The sequence below is a fragment of the Pseudomonas sp. yb_9 genome (assembly GCF_043103635.1).
GTDB lineage: Bacteria > Pseudomonadota > Gammaproteobacteria > Pseudomonadales > Pseudomonadaceae > Aquipseudomonas > Aquipseudomonas monteilii.
The window spans coordinates 1-14,329 of sequence record NZ_JBICKA010000041.1 but is presented as its reverse complement, the minus strand read 5'-3'; the positions used below and the strand labels follow the sequence as shown (position 1 = coordinate 14,329).

Sequence of the window (14,329 nt, the reverse complement as noted above, 5' to 3'; positions counted from 1 at the left end):
GGACTTACTCCTTGGCCGTCAGGTTCACTACACGGTTGCTGCGGTCCACAGGGCGAACCTCCTGGCCCTCGCGCAGCACATGACCGCCGGCGGCGACCACCCAGTCGCCCGGGGCAAGGCCTTCGAGCACTGGCACGCTGTCGCTGCCATAGGCGCCAAGGCGCACCACGGCCCGCTCCAAGCGGCTGTCCTTGGTAACCCGCCAGACATAGGCCTCCCCGTTTTCGGCCGTCACCGCCGACAACGGCACTGCCAACGGAATCAGCCCATCATGAGCGATGAACACCCGGGCGCTCTGGCCCAGTTCGGCCGGTGCAGCCGCCGAAGTAAAAGCGATGCGCGCCGCGAAAGTGCGCGAACGCGGGTCGGCGGCCGGCGACAACTCGCGGATACGGCCCTGGAAGCGCTCCCGTGGGTGCGACCACAGCTCCACACTCACCGGCTCGCCCACGGCAAAGCGGGCGAACTGCTGCTCTGGCAGGCCGATAGCCACTTCCCGTTCGCCATCGGCGGCCAGGGTGAACACGGTCTGCCCGGCGGCGACCACCTGGCCCACTTCAACCTGGCGCTTGGCGATCACCCCGGCCTGTGGGGCACGCAGCACGGCATATTCGGCCTGGTTGCCGGCCACATCGAATTCGGCCTTGGCCTGCTTCATGCGGGCGAGGCCGGCACGGTAGAGGTTTTCAGCGTTATCGAACTGGGAATGGCTGACCATCTGCCGGTCCAGCAGTTTCTGGTAGCGGTCGCGCTCGGCGCGCACCAGTGCCAGGTTGGCCTCGGCGGCTGCCAGTTGGGCGCGGTTGGCTTCCAGTTGCAGGCGCACGTCCTGCGGGTCCAGTTCAGCCAGCGGCTGGTCGGCCTTGACCCGCTGCCCTTCCTCGACCAGGCGTTTGCTGACCTTGCCGCCAATGCGGAAAGCCAGCTCCGGCTCGAAGCGCGCACGCACTTCACCGGGGTAACTGTCGGCAGCGGCTTCAGCCGGCTGCGGCTGCACCACCAGCGCCGGGCGCGGCGCTGCAGGTGGTGTGGCTTCCTGACCGCACGCCGCCAGTAACAGCACGGCAACGGCGGGCAGAGCGATGGACAAGGCATGGCGCAACATGATGAATCCTTTCGCAGAGGTGCACATCGAATATTTATACTGGCAAGTATATTAAATCAGGCAGTCGGTGCCGGGAAGCTGGCGTTACAAAGAAATCCAGACGGATTTTCAACGGCCGCCAGCTGTTGCACAGCCCACAGCCAATCAACAACTTGCCCCGCCCCGCCACAGCCAGAAATCCTTTGTATACGCCGAAAGCCCCGTATCACGGGCGTTCCACCAACCGGCACGACCTGTGCAATCAAAGGTACACCCCCTCCTTCATGTACTTGGAGTACTCCGATGACTGCCCTCGAACAACACCTGCCCGTCCCCGCCAACGGCGCCGACTACGCCACGCTCGCGGCACGCTTCAGGCCCATCTTCACGCGCATTGCCGAAAGCAGCGTGGAACGCGAACGCAACCGCACCCTGCCCCACGACCCGATCCGCTGGCTGAAGGAGGCCGGCTTTGGTGCCGTGCGCGTACCGGTCGAGCACGGCGGTGGCGGCGCTTCGTTGCCACAGCTGTTCCAGTTGTTGATCGAACTGGCCGAAGCCGATTCCAACGTGCCCCAGGCCCTGCGCGGCCATTTCGCCTTCGTCGAGGACCGCCTCAACGCCCATGCCAGCGCGCCACAAAATGTGTGGTTCAAGCGCTTCGTTGCGGGTGACCTGGTGGGCTGCGCCTGGACCGAGATAGGCGCGGTGAAGATTGGCGATGTCATCACCCGCGTCTCGCGTCAGGGCGAACAGTGGGTGGTCAACGGCACCAAGTACTACAGCACCGGCAGCCTTTTCTCCGACTGGATCGACCTGTTCGCCCGCCGCGACGACACCGGGGCCGACGTGATCGCCGCCATTCGCACCCGACAACCCGGCATCCGCCAGAGCGACGATTGGGACGGATTCGGACAGCGCACCACCGGCAGCGGTACCTCGGTGTTCGAAAATGCCGTGGTCGAGGAAGAGAACATCATCGACTTCGCCACCCGCTTCAAATACCAGACCGCGTTCTACCAGCTGGTGCTGCTGGCGGTGATCACCGGTTCCGGGCGTGCCGCCGTGCGCGACTTCAGCCACGAGATTCGCAAGCGCACCCGGGTGTTCAGCCATGGCAACGGCGCGGCAGTCAGTGAGGACCCACAGGTATTGCAAGTGATCGGCAAGGCCTCGGGCCAGGTGTATGCCGCCGAAGCCGCGACCTTGCGCGCCGCCGAGGCTAGCCAACAGGCTTACCTGGCACGTTTTGCCAATGACCCGGCCGCAGAGCAGCAGGCCAATGTGCTGGCCGAACTGGAGTCGGCCCAGGCTCAGGTGGCAGCCATCGACCTGGTACTGCGCGCCACCAGCGACCTGTTCAATGCCTTGGGTGCGTCCACCACCAGCACCAGCCGCCAGCTCGACCGCCACTGGCGCAACGCCCGCACGGCGGCTTCGCACAACCCGGTAATCTACAAGGAGCGCATTGTCGGCGACTGGCATGTGAACGGTACTGAACCGCCGTATGTGTGGCAGATTGGTGGGGGGGCCAAGCAGTCCTGAATGGCCGGATTGGGGCTGCTTTGCAGCCCCGACAATATCAGCGTTTACTCCAGGCCATCGGCCAACGCCGCACCGTTGAGGTAGTGATCCCCCAACAACCGCCGTTGGGTTGCCAGCACAGGCTCACCACCGCTCACCTCTGGCCGCGCCACGCTGCGACCGGCCAACTCGAAATACGCTTCGCCAGCAAGCCGAGCGCCCTCGGCAGCCGCCAGGCGAAACGCAATTGCCGATGCCTGCGAATCATCGGCCCGCTCCAGCAATGCATCGGCCGCATCAATTGCAATGCGCACCTCACCCACCGTGGCAATCACCAGGGTTTCGTGGCGGGCATCGCGGTCACGCAAGAACTCAAGCAGGGCCGCTTCCACCTGACGGGCATAGACCAGATCGTTCCGGCCGTGGGAATGTGTATTGGACATGTGCGCCTCCTCAGTTCCAGGCGTGACGTTGCGGCTTGATGCCGTTAAGCAACTGGTTACCGACCAAGTGGTACTTCCAGCGCACCGGGTCATGCAGGGTGTGCGTGCGGGCATTGCGCCAGAAGCGGTCCAGCCCCCGGCTGGCCGAAACACTGCGCGTACCACCCAGTTCCAGCAGGCGGCTGGAAGCCTCCAGCGAAATGGCCGTTGACAGCACCTTGGCCTGGCCGACTATCACCGAGGCTTGCGCCACGTGCGCTTCGTCAGGCTGGGCAACCGCCAGGTCCACGGCCTGCGCCGCACGACGCAAGATGGCTTCGGCTGCCTGCAGGCGCCAGGCCAGTTCGCCGATCAGCGCCTGGCTCAACGGGTCCTGCCAGCCATGCTGCAGGCCACTGTCGGCCCATGGCCTTGCCTGGCGGGCCACCTGCAAGGTCGCGGCGAAAGCGCCACGGGCGATACCGGTGTCCACAGCGGCCTGGATGATCTGCGAGATCGGGCCATCGGCGGTGGGCTGGTCGTAGGCCTTCCAGGCCGGTATCACATCGCCCGCCGGAACCCGCACGCCATCGAGGCGCACCTGGCCACTGGCGGTAATGCGCTGGCCAAAGCCGTCCCAACTGTCGATCACGGTGAGACCTGCGGCATCACGCGGGACAAAGGCGATATGCGGCCGCCCTTCTTCATCAACGCCAGCAACAGGAACGATATGGGCAAACAAGGCGCCGGTGCAGTACGCCTTCTCGCCGTCGACCACGGCGCTGTCGCCGTTGAAGCGGATTTGCGTCTGGAAGGTGGTCACATACTGGCCACGCGACTCAGAAAACGCATTGCCGAAGCGGTAGCCCTGCAGCACCTTGGCGAAGTAGTCACGCTTCTGCGTTTCGCTGCCGGTCAGGCGCAGGTTGCTGAGTACACCAAAGTGGTTTTGCGGCAGCTGGCCGAGGGACGAATCGGCCGCCGAAATGGTTGCAATCACTTCGCTGAGCGTGGCGTAGGACACGCCCGCGCCACCGTACTCCTTGGGCACGGTGATTGCCCAAAGGCCGCTGTCGGAAAAGCGGTCAAGCTCATCCCACGGCAAGCGCCGCTCACGGTCGCGAAGGGCAGCTTCCTGGGCAAATTCCTCGGCCAGGCGCTGCGCGACTTCGATGGCTTCGGCATCGCTGCGGATGACATGGGCGGCGCGCCGTGGCGCCGAACGGGCCTGCCCAGGCAGGCTGGATGCGGGTGAAAAGGTCGTCATGTGCTGCTCCATGCGTAACAGGTTCCACAGTTGTTGAGCAGAACCTGTGCCAACCTTAAAAATCCTTTTAATTCAGATATTTAGGCGAATTATCCTGGCATTCGAAAAGCCCCGAGGCCGACAAACTGCAGATTGTCTGTTGCCCCGCAAACAGTTCGCCGGGGCCACTCAAAGGCTGATGTCCAGCGGGTACTCGACGATCACCCGCAACTCGTCGACGTTGGCCTCGGCGGTATGGCCGCCGCCTACCCGATGGGTGGCTTGCATCACGTTGAACGACAGGTTCCTGGCCGGCCCGCCCTGCACCACGTAGCGCACCCACAGGTTGCGCTCCCAGTGGCGACCATCCTCGATGCCGTTGTAGTAGCTGTAGGCGCCGCCTGCGCGGGTACCATCGATATCGCTGCCACGCACATAGCGGGCGGTAAGCGACAGGCCAGGCAGCCCGAGCACAGCAAAGTTGTAGTCGTAGCGCGCTTCCCAGGCCCGTTCATTGGGGTTGTTGAAGTCGGACACCTGCGATGCCGCGTCCAGCTGGATGTCGTAGGTGTTCCACACATAGTCGAACGGCGTGTCGCCGTCGATGCGCGTATACGACAGCTTGAAGCCATGCCCGCCTGCGTTGACCCCGGCATGCACGCTCCATGAGTCGTTGTCGATCTTGCCGGCCAGCGCCTGGCCGCTGTCGCGGGTGCGGTAGTAATCCAGGCCTGTTTTCAGGGTCAGGCTGTCGACCAGCGGCTGTACGTAGTCAACGTTGAAGAACTGTTGGTTCCACACATCGTCCAGCCGGCTGGCGTGCAGGCGCAGGTTCAGCTGGTCGTTGAAGCGGTAGTCGCCACCCAGGTACACCACGTCATTGGCGCCCTTCAGCCGCCCGGCGTACACGGTGCCAAGGTCGCCACGGTGGTTGCTGGCGTTGCGGTCGCTGCTGGACTCCAGCTTGCCGCCCTGCAGGCTCAGGCCTTGCAGTGAGTGGTCATTGAACATGACACCGCGCAGGGTCTGCGGCAGCAGGCGGATGTCACTGGCATGCAGCACCGGGCTGGTCGGGCTGACATCGCCGTAGCGCAGTTCGGTGTCCCGCACGCGCGCCTTCAGCGCTACGCCGACCTTGCCATAGGCATCCTTGGGCTCGCCATCGAAGTTGCTGCCCGAGCGCGAGACTATGCCCGGCACCCCTACACCATTGCCCACCGTGCCATTGCCACCGTCCAGCTTCAGCCCGACCAGGCCTTGCACGTCCAGGCCAAGGCCGACCGTGCCCTGGGTGAACCCCGACTGCAGGTTGGCGATGATGCCGTGGCCCCATTCGCGGTGCTGGCTCTGGCGTTCGCCGGTGTTGGGGTTACGGATGAAATCGCCGTTGCGGTAGTCCTGGCTGAAGTAATAGTTGCGGTTGATGATTTGCAGTTGAGTGCCGCCGAGAAAACCTTCGTCTTCGGCGAATGCCGGCGTGGTCAAGCCGATGGCCAGGGCGAGGGTGACGGATGGGTAGTTGCGCGAGCGCATGGCAGAACGTCCTTATGAGTTGGATAACCCCGCCGGGGCGGGGAGTTTTGTGGTGAGCCGGATATCGAGCGCCGCCCGCACGGCGCATCGCGAGCTGCGCTCGCTCCTACGTTTGTTTCGGGCCAGTTATTCCTGTGGGATTTGTGCGCGTACGCCTTGGCGCATGGCGCGATATCGCGTCGTATTAACCAAGCGGTCGCGCACGCCAGCCACAGGCGTTACTGGTCGGAAACAAACGTAGGAGCGAGCGCAGCTCGCGATGCGCCGCGCGGGCGGCGCTCGATCGCACAGGCGCCGATAAACCACCGGCATTACCCTTTCAGTTGCCCCCCAGGTAGAAATGCCGCAGGTCTTCGCGCGCAGCCAACTCCGTAGCAGCCCCCTGACCCGCCACCCGGCCGTTCTCCAGGATGTAGGCATAGTCGGCATGGCGCAGGGCAACGTTGATGTTCTGTTCGGCCACCAGAAAACTCATGCCTTCCTTGGCATTGAGCTGGGCGACGATGTCGAAAATTTCTTCGACGATGATCGGCGCCAGCCCCATCGAGGGCTCGTCCAGCAGCACCAGCCGTGGCTGGGTCATCAGCGCACGGCCGATGGCCAGCATCTGCTGCTCGCCACCCGAGGTCAGCCCGGCCTGGGTCTTGCGCTTGGTTTTCAAACGCGGGAACCAGGCATAGATGCGCTCCAGCGCCTGTTCCAGTTCGCGCCGTGCCGGCTTGCGCAGAAAGCCCCCGGTACGCAGGTTTTCCTCGATCGTGAGGTGAGCAAACACGTGCCGCCCCTCCAGCACATGCACAATGCCTTGGGCCGCCAGGCGGTTGGCAGCGATGCCGGCGGTGTCCTGGCCCTGGAAGAGGATGTGGCCACGGCTGACCCGCGCACGGTCGGCTTGCAGCAACCCGGAAATGGCCTTGAGCGTGGTGCTCTTGCCTGCGCCATTGGCACCCAGCAAGGCGACGATGTCGCCCTGCCCGACCCGCAGGGAAACCCCGGCCACGGCCAGGATCGCGCCGTCGTAGATCACTTCGATATCCTGCACGCCCAACAGCGGGTGGGCATGCTCGGCAGCAAGCGGGCTGTGGGTCATGGGGTGGCCTCGTCTTTGGCGCATTCGCGGGGGGTAACACCTTTCTCACGGGCAAACTCGCCTGCCTTGGCATCGATCAGCGGGCGCAGGGTGGCGCGGTCGGCCTGTACCCAATCGGTCACCAGCGTCCACTTCTGGCCATCCCATTGCTGCACCTTGGCCGCGCCCCCCCCTTCATGGTCGCTGCACGACAGCTTCAGCGGCTGCATCAGGCCAAGGAAGCCGATTTCCTTCAGACGGGCATCGCCCAGGTCCAGGTGCTCCAGGCCCCAGCGCCCTTCCTCACCAGTCAGTGGGCGGCTGCCGAACTTCTTCTGCCCGGTGCGGATGGCCTCGACGGCGATGGCCGCGTTCACCAGGCCAGAGTTGTAGTACACGCTGCCGAAGCTTTTCGGGTCTTTGAGGTCGCTCTTGCCGGTGTCGACGATGTACTTGCGGATACGCTGGTGAATGTCGAAATCGGCGCCGCCGGGATAGGGCGTCAATGCCAGGTAACCCTTGCCAGCCTCGCCCGCCGGCAGCACGTCTTCGTTGGAGCTGGCCCAGATGTCGCCGACGATGCGGTCTACCGGGAAGCCGAAACGTGCCGCCGTCTTGATCGCTACCGGCGTGGACACACCCCAGGTACGCAAGAACACCCAGTCCGGCTTCTGCTGGCGCACCTGGCGCCATTGGCCGGCCTGTTCGTTGCCCGGGTCGGCCACCGGTATCTGGATGTTCTCGAAGCCGTATTTCTGCGCCAGCAGTGCCATTGGCCCTTGGGTTTCGCGGCCATAGGCGGAGTCGTGGTAGACAGTGGCAATCTTTTTGCCCTTGAGCTTGTCCAGCCCGCCTTCGCGCTCGGCCACGTAGTTGATGAACGCCGAGGCCTCGCTGTAGAACGTCAGCATCACCGGGAAGTTGTAGGGAAACACCCGGCCGTCGGTGGCTTCGGTGCGGCCATAGCCCAGGGTGATCAGCGGAATCTTGTCGGCCTCGGCCTTTTCCGCCAGGGCGTAGGCTGCCGGTGCGCCGTTAGGCTGATACAACGCCACCGGCGCACCGTTCAGGCCATTCTTGAAGCGCTCATAGCATTCGATGCCCTTCTCGGCCGTCCATTCGGTTTCGCATTCCTGCCAGACCAGCTTTACGCCGTTGATACCGCCTTCGACCTCGTTGATGTAGCGCAGGTAGTCGATCATCCCGGCCCATACCGGAATGCCACTGGAGGCGTAAGCGCCAACCCGGTAGGTGGCCAACGGGAAGAACTGTTCGTTGCTGGCGGCCTGGGCCACCGGCTGCCAGGCCGAGGCAAGGCCCAGAGCAAGCCCCAGGGCAGCGGCGTGACGTTTGAAAGGTACGTGAGTGATGGTTTTTCGCATGGTCGATACTTTTAGGTGAAGGGTTGTGAACCTCCTCTCCCGTGGCCGGGTCAAGGTGCTGTCGATGGGTGTGGGATCGCTCAGAAGCGCAGCGGCCAGACGCGAATGCGTTCACGCAGGTTGCCCAGCAGGCGCACCAGACCCTCGGGCTCCTTGATCAGGAACCAGATGATCAGGCTGCCGAACAGGATTTTCTGCAGGTTCTGCAATTGCCCGGCATCGACATGGCCGTTGAACAGCCACTGCCCGGCATGGCTGAGCAAGATCGGCGTAAGGCTGATGAAGGCCGCGCCAATGAAGTTGCCGGCAATGCTGCCCATGCCGCCGATAATGATGATGAACAGGATCTGGAATGAGCGGTTGATGTCGAAGCTGCCGGCGCTGGCCGTGCCCAGGTAGGCAAAGGCCCACAACGCCCCGGCAATGCCCAGGTAGAACGCGCTGACGGCAAAGGCCAGGCGCTTGTAGCGCTCCACCTGGATGCCGATGACAGCGGCGGCGGTGTCCATGTCGCGGATCGCCATCCAGTTACGGCCCATCTGGCTACGCACCAGGTTGACCGCCACCCAGGTCAGTACCACCACGCAACTGAGGGTCAGCAGGTAGCGCCCTGCTGGCGTGGCCAGGTTATGCCCGAACAGTTCCAGGCGCGGTGCGCTGATGGTGCCGGACGAGGCGTAGTTGTAGAACCACGGGAACTTGGCGAACACCCACTCCAGGAAGAACTGCGCGGCCAGGGTGGTGACCATCAGGTAGAAACCCTTGATGCGCGAACTGGGCAGGCCGAACACCAGCCCTACCACCCCGGCGATCAGGCCACCGCCCAGCAGCGCCAGCGGCAATGGCAGCCCCGGCACACGCAGCAGCAAGCCGTAGGTGGCAAAGGCCCCCACCGCCATGAAGCCCGCCGCCCCCACCGAGGTCTGCCCGGTGTAGCCGGTCAGCAGGTTCAGGCCAAGGCCGGCCAGCGACAGCACCAGGAACGGGATGAGAATCGCATTCAGCCAGTAGTCGCTGCCCAACCAGGGCAGCACGACAAAGGCCACCAGCAGCAACAGGGCCAGGCCCAACGGGCGGTGGCGTGCCACCAGGGTCAGCGGTGCATCGTCGAAGCGCGCTGTCAGGCGCGCGGCAGTCGTGGTCATGCGGTCATACCCGTTCGATGGCTCGGTCGCCGAACAGGCCGGCCGGGCGGATGTAAAGGAAGATCAGCGCCAGGAAGTAGGCGAACCAAGGGGTGATGCCACCGCCGATCAACGGCCCGATGTAGGCTTCGGCCAGGTTCTCTGCGGCACCCACGATCAGGCCGCCGACAATCGCCCCGCCAATCGAGGTGAACCCACCGATGATCAGTACCGGCAGCGCCTTGAGCACCACCAGCGACAACGAGAACTGCACGCCTTGGCGTGCGCCCCACAGCAGCCCGGCCACCAGCCCGACCACGCCTGCCACGGCCCACACCACCTGCCAGATGCGGTTGAGGTTGATGCCCAGCGATAACGCCGCACGGGTATCGTCGGCCACCGCGCGCAAGGCCAGGCCGATACGGGTGCGGTTGAACAGCACGGCCAGCAGCGCTACCAGTGCAGCGGAAACACCAGCGGCCACCAGGTCGAACTGGCTGATCATGATGTCGCCGACGAACAGCGGCACGTCTTCGATGCCCAGGTCCAGCGCGCGCACCTGAGCCCCCATCAGCCCTTGGGCCAACCCTTCGATGATGAACGACAGGCCCAGCGTGGCCATGAACAAGGTGATCTGTGAGCGGTTGACCAGTGGCCGCAGCACCAGCCGTTCGATCAGCAGTGCGCCGATGATCATCACCACCACGGTAATGGCCAGCGCCACGGCAAACGGCAGGCCTTGCTGGTGCAGGCTGACGAAGGTCAGTGCAGCAAACAGCAGCATGGCGCCCTGGGCAAAGTTGAACACGCCGCTGGCCTTGTAAATCAGCACGAAGCCGATCGCCACCAGCGAATACATGGTGCCGGCGAGCAGGCCGCCGATCAGGGTTTCGAGGAAGAAGTTCATCAGTGTGCGGCCCCCAGGTACGCGGCGATTACATCGGGGTTGGCCTGCACGTCGGCGGGCGAGCCATCCCCCACCTTGCGCCCGTAATCCAGCACCACCACATGGCTGGACAGGCCCATCACCACTTGAATGTCGTGCTCGATCAGGATCACCGTGGTGCCAAGGTCACGATTGATATCGGCGATGAAGCGGCTCATTTCCTGCTTCTCTTCGGTGTTCATGCCGGCCATCGGTTCGTCGAGCAGCAAGAGCGTCGGATGGGCGATCAGCGCACGGCCCAGCTCCACGCGTTTCTGCAGGCCATAGGGCAGGCTGCCAACGGCCACCTCGCGCCAGGCCTGCAATTCCAGAAACTCCAGCACCTGCTCGGCGCGTTCGGCAAACGCCCGCGCCTCGCGGCGGGCACGCGGCAACCCCAGCGCCTGCTCCAGGAAGAAACTGCGCTGAAAACGCGACAGCCCGGTCAGCAGGTTGTCGAGCACGCTCATCTTCTTGAACAACGCGTTGTTCTGGAACGTGCGGCCAATGCCCAGCCGTGCGGCGGTCAGCGGGTGCGGGCGGCGCAGCGGCTGTTCGGCGAAAAACAGCTGGCCGGCATCAGCGCGATAGACGCCGTTGAGGATGTTCAGCAGCGAGCTTTTGCCCGCGCCATTGGGCCCGATGAGGGCGCAGATCTCCCCACGCCTTACACTGAATGACAGGTCTGATATTGCCTTGACGCCCTTGAACGACAGCGACACGTTGCGCACCTCCAGCAAGGCGCTCATGCCGCACGCTCCAGGTAATCACGCAGCCAGGCCGGCCGCGCCGTGCCCGAGGCAACAGGGGCGCTGGGCACATCGATGCGTTGCAGGCGCTGGAAGCCGAGCAATTGCCGCACGCGGGTTTTCAGCCAGCGCCGCAAGCCGCGTTGCGGATCTTGCTGCACCCAGTCGCACAGCCGCCGTTGCCAACTGCCAGCAGGCGGCAGCCGTGCCTCTATTTCATCGGCCAGTGCCTGCACCCGTTCAGCAGACAGCAGCAACGCCGTCGGGGCGATTTCGCGGCGATCGCGGCTGGCCGACTCGGCCGTTTCCGGAAACGCCAGGCCTTCACCCCGCTCCAGCCAGCGGTCGAGCAGGTGTGTCAGGCCTTCGCGCCATTCACTGCCTTCATCGACCCAGAGCACCTCGTCCCGGGTGACCTGTGCCCACCCCAAACGCTGCGCTGCAGGTGCAGCACCGACAAACAGCGCCGACAGCGGCTGAACCTGCCATTGGCCTGTGAGCACGGCGTCGGCTTGCGGCACAAACAACTGCAGCGGCCATTGGCCGTGCAACCCCGTTTGTAGCCATTGCGCCACTTGTTCGCGGCGCTGGACAAAGGCGAACCCCGGGTGGGCCAGGCGCAGCTGGCGTTGCAAGTCTTCGCCACGGCTGTTGGCGGGGATCAGCAGGGTATGGCCATTCAGGCGCCGTGCGGCCAACGCAAGCAACACCAGGCTGGGCTCGTAGGCACCGCTCAAGGCAAGCCGCGCGCCTGCCACAAAACCCTGCTGGCTCAAACCATCGGCCAGGCGTTCGACCTCTCGCTGTACGTCGATCCAGCGCCAGGCCTTCCACACGCCCAGGCGCCGATGGCGCAGGGCGACCCGGGTTGGGCGCTCCCGGGCCCAGCGCTGCAGGGCCTGCAAGTGGCTGTCGGCCACGGCATCAGCCTGCGGCGGGGTAAATTCATGCACATTCATCGCGTGGCTCCCTGTCGGCTCAGGCCGGCTCGGTAATGCTGGCCGGGGTGGGTTGGCGGCTCAGGTCGCGGTAACCGGCAGCCGGGTGCGTGGCCGGCAGCCGTGGGCCGTCACCGAACAGCTTCTCGCGCAGGGTGCCGGGGCGGTATTCGGTCTTGTAGGCCCCCCGTTGCTGCAGTTCGGGCACCAGCAGCTCGACCACATCGCGGAAGGTTTCGTGGGCCAGGGCATAGGTCAGGTTGAAGCCGTCGACATCGGTTTCTTCAACCCAGGCCTGCAACTCGTCCGCTACGGTCTGCGCACTGCCGACGATCAGCGGGCCAAAGCCGCCGATGCCGACCCAGTCGGCCAGCTCCTGCACGGTCCAGCGCTTGTTCGGGTCGGCGGTGGAAAACGCCTCGACAGCCGACTGGATGGCATTGGTGTGGATATGCTCCAGCACCTGGTCGGGCTGGTACTTGCTGAAGTCGATGCCGGTCCAGCCGGAAATCAGCGCCAGGGCGCCTTCATAGCTGGCGTAGCTTTTCAGCTCCTGCCATTTGGCCTGGGCCTTGGCATCGGTATCGTCGACGATCACTGTCTGCATGTTGAAGATCAGCACCTTGCGCGGGTCGCGCCCGGCTTCGGCGGCGCGGCGGCGAATATCGGCCACGGTCTTTTTCAGAATGACCTTGGACGGCGCGGCGACAAACACGCATTCGGCATGGCCAGCGGCGAAGTGCTTGCCACGGCTGGACGCTCCGGCCTGGTACAACACCGGTGTGCGCTGCGGCGACGGTTCGCACAGGTGGATGCCCGGGACCTGGAAGTGTTTGCCCTGATGGCGGATCTCGTGGACTTTGCGCGGGTCGGTGAACAGCCCGGTTTCGCGGTCGCGCACCACCGCACCGTCTTCCCAGCTGCCTTCGAACAGCTTGTACAGCACCTCCAGGTACTCGTCGGCGTAGTCGTAACGGGCGTCATGGTCACTCAGCGCCTTTTGCCCCAGGTTGCGCGCACCGCTGTCGAGGTAGGAGGTGACGATGTTCCAGCCGATGCGGCCCTTGGTCAGGTGGTCGAGGGTCGATAGCCGACGGGCGAACGGGTACGGGTGCTCGAAGGTAAGCGAGGCCGTCAGGCCGAAGCCGAGGTGCTCGGTGACCAGCGCCATGGGTGTGATCAGTGCCAGCGGGTCGTTCACCGGCACCTGGGCCGCCTGGCGGATGGCCGCGTCGCCATTGCCGCCCAGCACATCGTAGATGCCGATCACGTCGGCGATGAAGATGCCGTCGAACTTGCCGCGCTCCAGCAGCTTGGCCAGGTCGGTCCAGTAGTCCAGGTCCTTGTACTGCCAGGCACGGTCCTTGGGGTGGCGCCACAAGCCGGGCGACTGGTGGCCGACACAGTTCATTTCGAAGGCGTTCAAACGAATTTCACGTGGCATGGGGACTCCTGTTCGATAGGCTCGGCACCCTTGCAAGGTGCCCTTACTGCTCTATCAACACGATTCATGCCAACAAATTAGTCGTTAAAAATCAGTACTTTACAAAACAAAGCAACACGTCCAATGCTTGCGTGACGACACCAGTGTCGATCAACTGTCTACTGGCGAACAGCAGGTTTTGCGGGTTGGTTTTAGCCGGATGGCGCCTGACCCGTTAAGATGAACGACTCTTCAACCAGATGCAGACCACAATGCCCAACGACGCACCCATCGGCCCAGGCCGGCCAAAGGACCTGGCCAAGCGCGAAGCGATTCTCGAAGCGGCCAAGGCGCTGTTCCTTAGCCTTGGCTATGCCAACACCAGCATGGATGCGGTCGCTGCGGCGGCAGGTGTTTCAAAGCTCACCGTGTACAGCCACTTCACCGACAAGCAGACCTTGTTCTGCTCGGCGGTCATGGCCACCTGCCAGATCCAGCTGCCTGACCTGTTGTTCGAGTACCCCGAAGGTGTACCAATAGAAGAGGTACTGCTGACCATTGCCCGTGGTTTCCAGGCACTGATCAGCAGTGACGAAGCGGTCAAGCTCAGCCGCCTGATCATGGCTCAGGGCAGCCTGGACCCGAGTTTTGGCGAGTATTTCTACGAGGCCGGGCCCAAGCGTGTGCTGGCGGGGATGGAAGCGCTGCTGCGCGGGGCGAATGAACGTGGGCTGCTGCGCATTGACGACACGCTGCGGGCGGCGGAGCACTTCTTCTGCCTGGTGAAAGGCGCGCCGGATTATCGCTTGCTGCTGGGCTGTGCGGGGCCGCTGGAAGGCGAAGAGGCCGAGGCGCATGTGCGGGAGGTGGTGGGGGTGTTTGTGCGGGCGTTCAAACCCTGAAATTCGGG

The 14,329-nt window shown here is 64.1% G+C and carries 13 protein-coding genes; 2 read left to right on the top strand and 11 right to left on the bottom strand.

Annotated features, from left to right (window positions below):
- Nucleotides 1–4: 4 nt before the first annotated feature.
- Complete coding sequence (locus ACF8MI_RS09755; protein WP_200928751.1) at nt 5–1,105, bottom strand: efflux RND transporter periplasmic adaptor subunit; 1,101 nt, start codon at nt 1,103–1,105, stop codon at nt 5–7.
- Nucleotides 1,106–1,387: 282 nt separating this feature from the next.
- Here ACF8MI_RS09755 and ACF8MI_RS09750 point away from each other — a divergent pair, with 282 nt between their 5' ends.
- On the top strand, nt 1,388–2,629 hold the full coding sequence (locus ACF8MI_RS09750; RefSeq protein WP_200928752.1) for an acyl-CoA dehydrogenase family protein: 1,242 nt from the start codon (nt 1,388–1,390) through the stop codon (nt 2,627–2,629).
- Nucleotides 2,630–2,673: 44 nt separating this feature from the next.
- On the opposite strand, the gene ACF8MI_RS09745 is transcribed toward ACF8MI_RS09750, so the two are convergent.
- The 10 genes from ACF8MI_RS09745 to ACF8MI_RS09700 form a co-directional block, all read right to left on the bottom strand.
- Nucleotides 2,674–3,051: a hypothetical protein gene (locus tag ACF8MI_RS09745; RefSeq protein ID WP_060497345.1), complete on the bottom strand. Its 378-nt coding sequence runs from the start codon at nt 3,049–3,051 to the stop codon at nt 2,674–2,676.
- Nucleotides 3,052–3,061: 10 nt separating this feature from the next.
- Nucleotides 3,062–4,297 carry an SfnB family sulfur acquisition oxidoreductase gene (locus ACF8MI_RS09740; RefSeq protein ID WP_060497346.1) on the bottom strand — a complete coding sequence of 412 codons (1,236 nt, stop codon included), beginning with the start codon at nt 4,295–4,297 and terminating at the stop codon, nt 3,062–3,064.
- A 168-nt stretch (nt 4,298–4,465) separates the two neighbouring features.
- Complete coding sequence (locus tag ACF8MI_RS09735; RefSeq protein ID WP_392517475.1) at nt 4,466–5,809, bottom strand: OprD family porin; 1,344 nt, start codon at nt 5,807–5,809, stop codon at nt 4,466–4,468.
- Nucleotides 5,810–6,128: 319 nt separating this feature from the next.
- Nucleotides 6,129–6,899: an ABC transporter ATP-binding protein gene (locus ACF8MI_RS09730; protein ID WP_156868141.1), complete on the bottom strand. Its 771-nt coding sequence runs from the start codon at nt 6,897–6,899 to the stop codon at nt 6,129–6,131.
- Complete coding sequence (locus ACF8MI_RS09725) at nt 6,896–8,260, bottom strand: ABC transporter substrate-binding protein (RefSeq protein ID WP_060497349.1); 1,365 nt, start codon at nt 8,258–8,260, stop codon at nt 6,896–6,898. The genes ACF8MI_RS09730 and ACF8MI_RS09725 overlap by 4 nt, the downstream gene beginning before the upstream one ends.
- A gap of 80 nt (nt 8,261–8,340) precedes the next feature.
- Nucleotides 8,341–9,405: a branched-chain amino acid ABC transporter permease gene (locus tag ACF8MI_RS09720; RefSeq protein ID WP_200928754.1), complete on the bottom strand. Its 1,065-nt coding sequence runs from the start codon at nt 9,403–9,405 to the stop codon at nt 8,341–8,343.
- 4 nt (nt 9,406–9,409) lie between these two features.
- A complete protein-coding gene (locus ACF8MI_RS09715; protein WP_060497351.1) occupies nt 9,410–10,291 on the bottom strand; it encodes a branched-chain amino acid ABC transporter permease in 882 nt (293 codons plus the stop codon).
- Complete coding sequence (locus tag ACF8MI_RS09710; RefSeq protein ID WP_060497352.1) at nt 10,291–11,058, bottom strand: ABC transporter ATP-binding protein; 768 nt, start codon at nt 11,056–11,058, stop codon at nt 10,291–10,293. The genes ACF8MI_RS09715 and ACF8MI_RS09710 overlap by 1 nt, the downstream gene beginning before the upstream one ends.
- Nucleotides 11,055–12,017 carry an AMP-binding protein gene (locus ACF8MI_RS09705; protein WP_060497353.1) on the bottom strand — a complete coding sequence of 321 codons (963 nt, stop codon included), beginning with the start codon at nt 12,015–12,017 and terminating at the stop codon, nt 11,055–11,057. The genes ACF8MI_RS09710 and ACF8MI_RS09705 overlap by 4 nt, the downstream gene beginning before the upstream one ends.
- Before the next feature lie 19 nt (nt 12,018–12,036).
- Nucleotides 12,037–13,440 (bottom strand): LLM class flavin-dependent oxidoreductase, encoded by a 1,404-nt coding sequence (locus ACF8MI_RS09700; protein WP_104834091.1) that lies wholly within the window; start codon nt 13,438–13,440, stop codon nt 12,037–12,039.
- A 239-nt stretch (nt 13,441–13,679) separates the two neighbouring features.
- Between ACF8MI_RS09700 and ACF8MI_RS09695 the strand changes: the two genes are divergently transcribed.
- Nucleotides 13,680–14,321: a TetR/AcrR family transcriptional regulator gene (locus ACF8MI_RS09695; RefSeq protein ID WP_060497355.1), complete on the top strand. Its 642-nt coding sequence runs from the start codon at nt 13,680–13,682 to the stop codon at nt 14,319–14,321.
- Nucleotides 14,322–14,329: the final 8 nt, after the last annotated feature.

What these genes read in the sequence shown, in the direction of transcription:
- ACF8MI_RS09750 (WP_200928752.1), top strand. Translation starts at nt 1,388, where the DNA reads ATGACTGCCCTCGAACAACACCTGCCCGTCCCCGCCAACGGCGCCGAC.
- ACF8MI_RS09735 (WP_392517475.1), bottom strand. Translation starts at nt 5,809, where the DNA reads ATGCGCTCGCGCAACTACCCATCCGTCACCCTCGCCCTGGCCATCGGC.
- ACF8MI_RS09725 (WP_060497349.1), bottom strand. Translation starts at nt 8,260, where the DNA reads ATGCGAAAAACCATCACTCACGTACCTTTCAAACGTCACGCCGCTGCC.
- ACF8MI_RS09715 (WP_060497351.1), bottom strand. Translation starts at nt 10,291, where the DNA reads ATGAACTTCTTCCTCGAAACCCTGATCGGCGGCCTGCTCGCCGGCACC.
- ACF8MI_RS09730 (WP_156868141.1), bottom strand. Translation starts at nt 6,899, where the DNA reads ATGACCCACAGCCCGCTTGCTGCCGAGCATGCCCACCCGCTGTTGGGC.
- ACF8MI_RS09755 (WP_200928751.1), bottom strand. Translation starts at nt 1,105, where the DNA reads ATGTTGCGCCATGCCTTGTCCATCGCTCTGCCCGCCGTTGCCGTGCTG.
- ACF8MI_RS09705 (WP_060497353.1), bottom strand. Translation starts at nt 12,017, where the DNA reads ATGAATGTGCATGAATTTACCCCGCCGCAGGCTGATGCCGTGGCCGAC.
- ACF8MI_RS09720 (WP_200928754.1), bottom strand. Translation starts at nt 9,405, where the DNA reads ATGACCACGACTGCCGCGCGCCTGACAGCGCGCTTCGACGATGCACCG.
- ACF8MI_RS09710 (WP_060497352.1), bottom strand. Translation starts at nt 11,058, where the DNA reads ATGAGCGCCTTGCTGGAGGTGCGCAACGTGTCGCTGTCGTTCAAGGGC.
- ACF8MI_RS09700 (WP_104834091.1), bottom strand. Translation starts at nt 13,440, where the DNA reads ATGCCACGTGAAATTCGTTTGAACGCCTTCGAAATGAACTGTGTCGGC.
- ACF8MI_RS09740 (WP_060497346.1), bottom strand. Translation starts at nt 4,297, where the DNA reads ATGACGACCTTTTCACCCGCATCCAGCCTGCCTGGGCAGGCCCGTTCG.
- ACF8MI_RS09745 (WP_060497345.1), bottom strand. Translation starts at nt 3,051, where the DNA reads ATGTCCAATACACATTCCCACGGCCGGAACGATCTGGTCTATGCCCGT.
- ACF8MI_RS09695 (WP_060497355.1), top strand. Translation starts at nt 13,680, where the DNA reads ATGCAGACCACAATGCCCAACGACGCACCCATCGGCCCAGGCCGGCCA.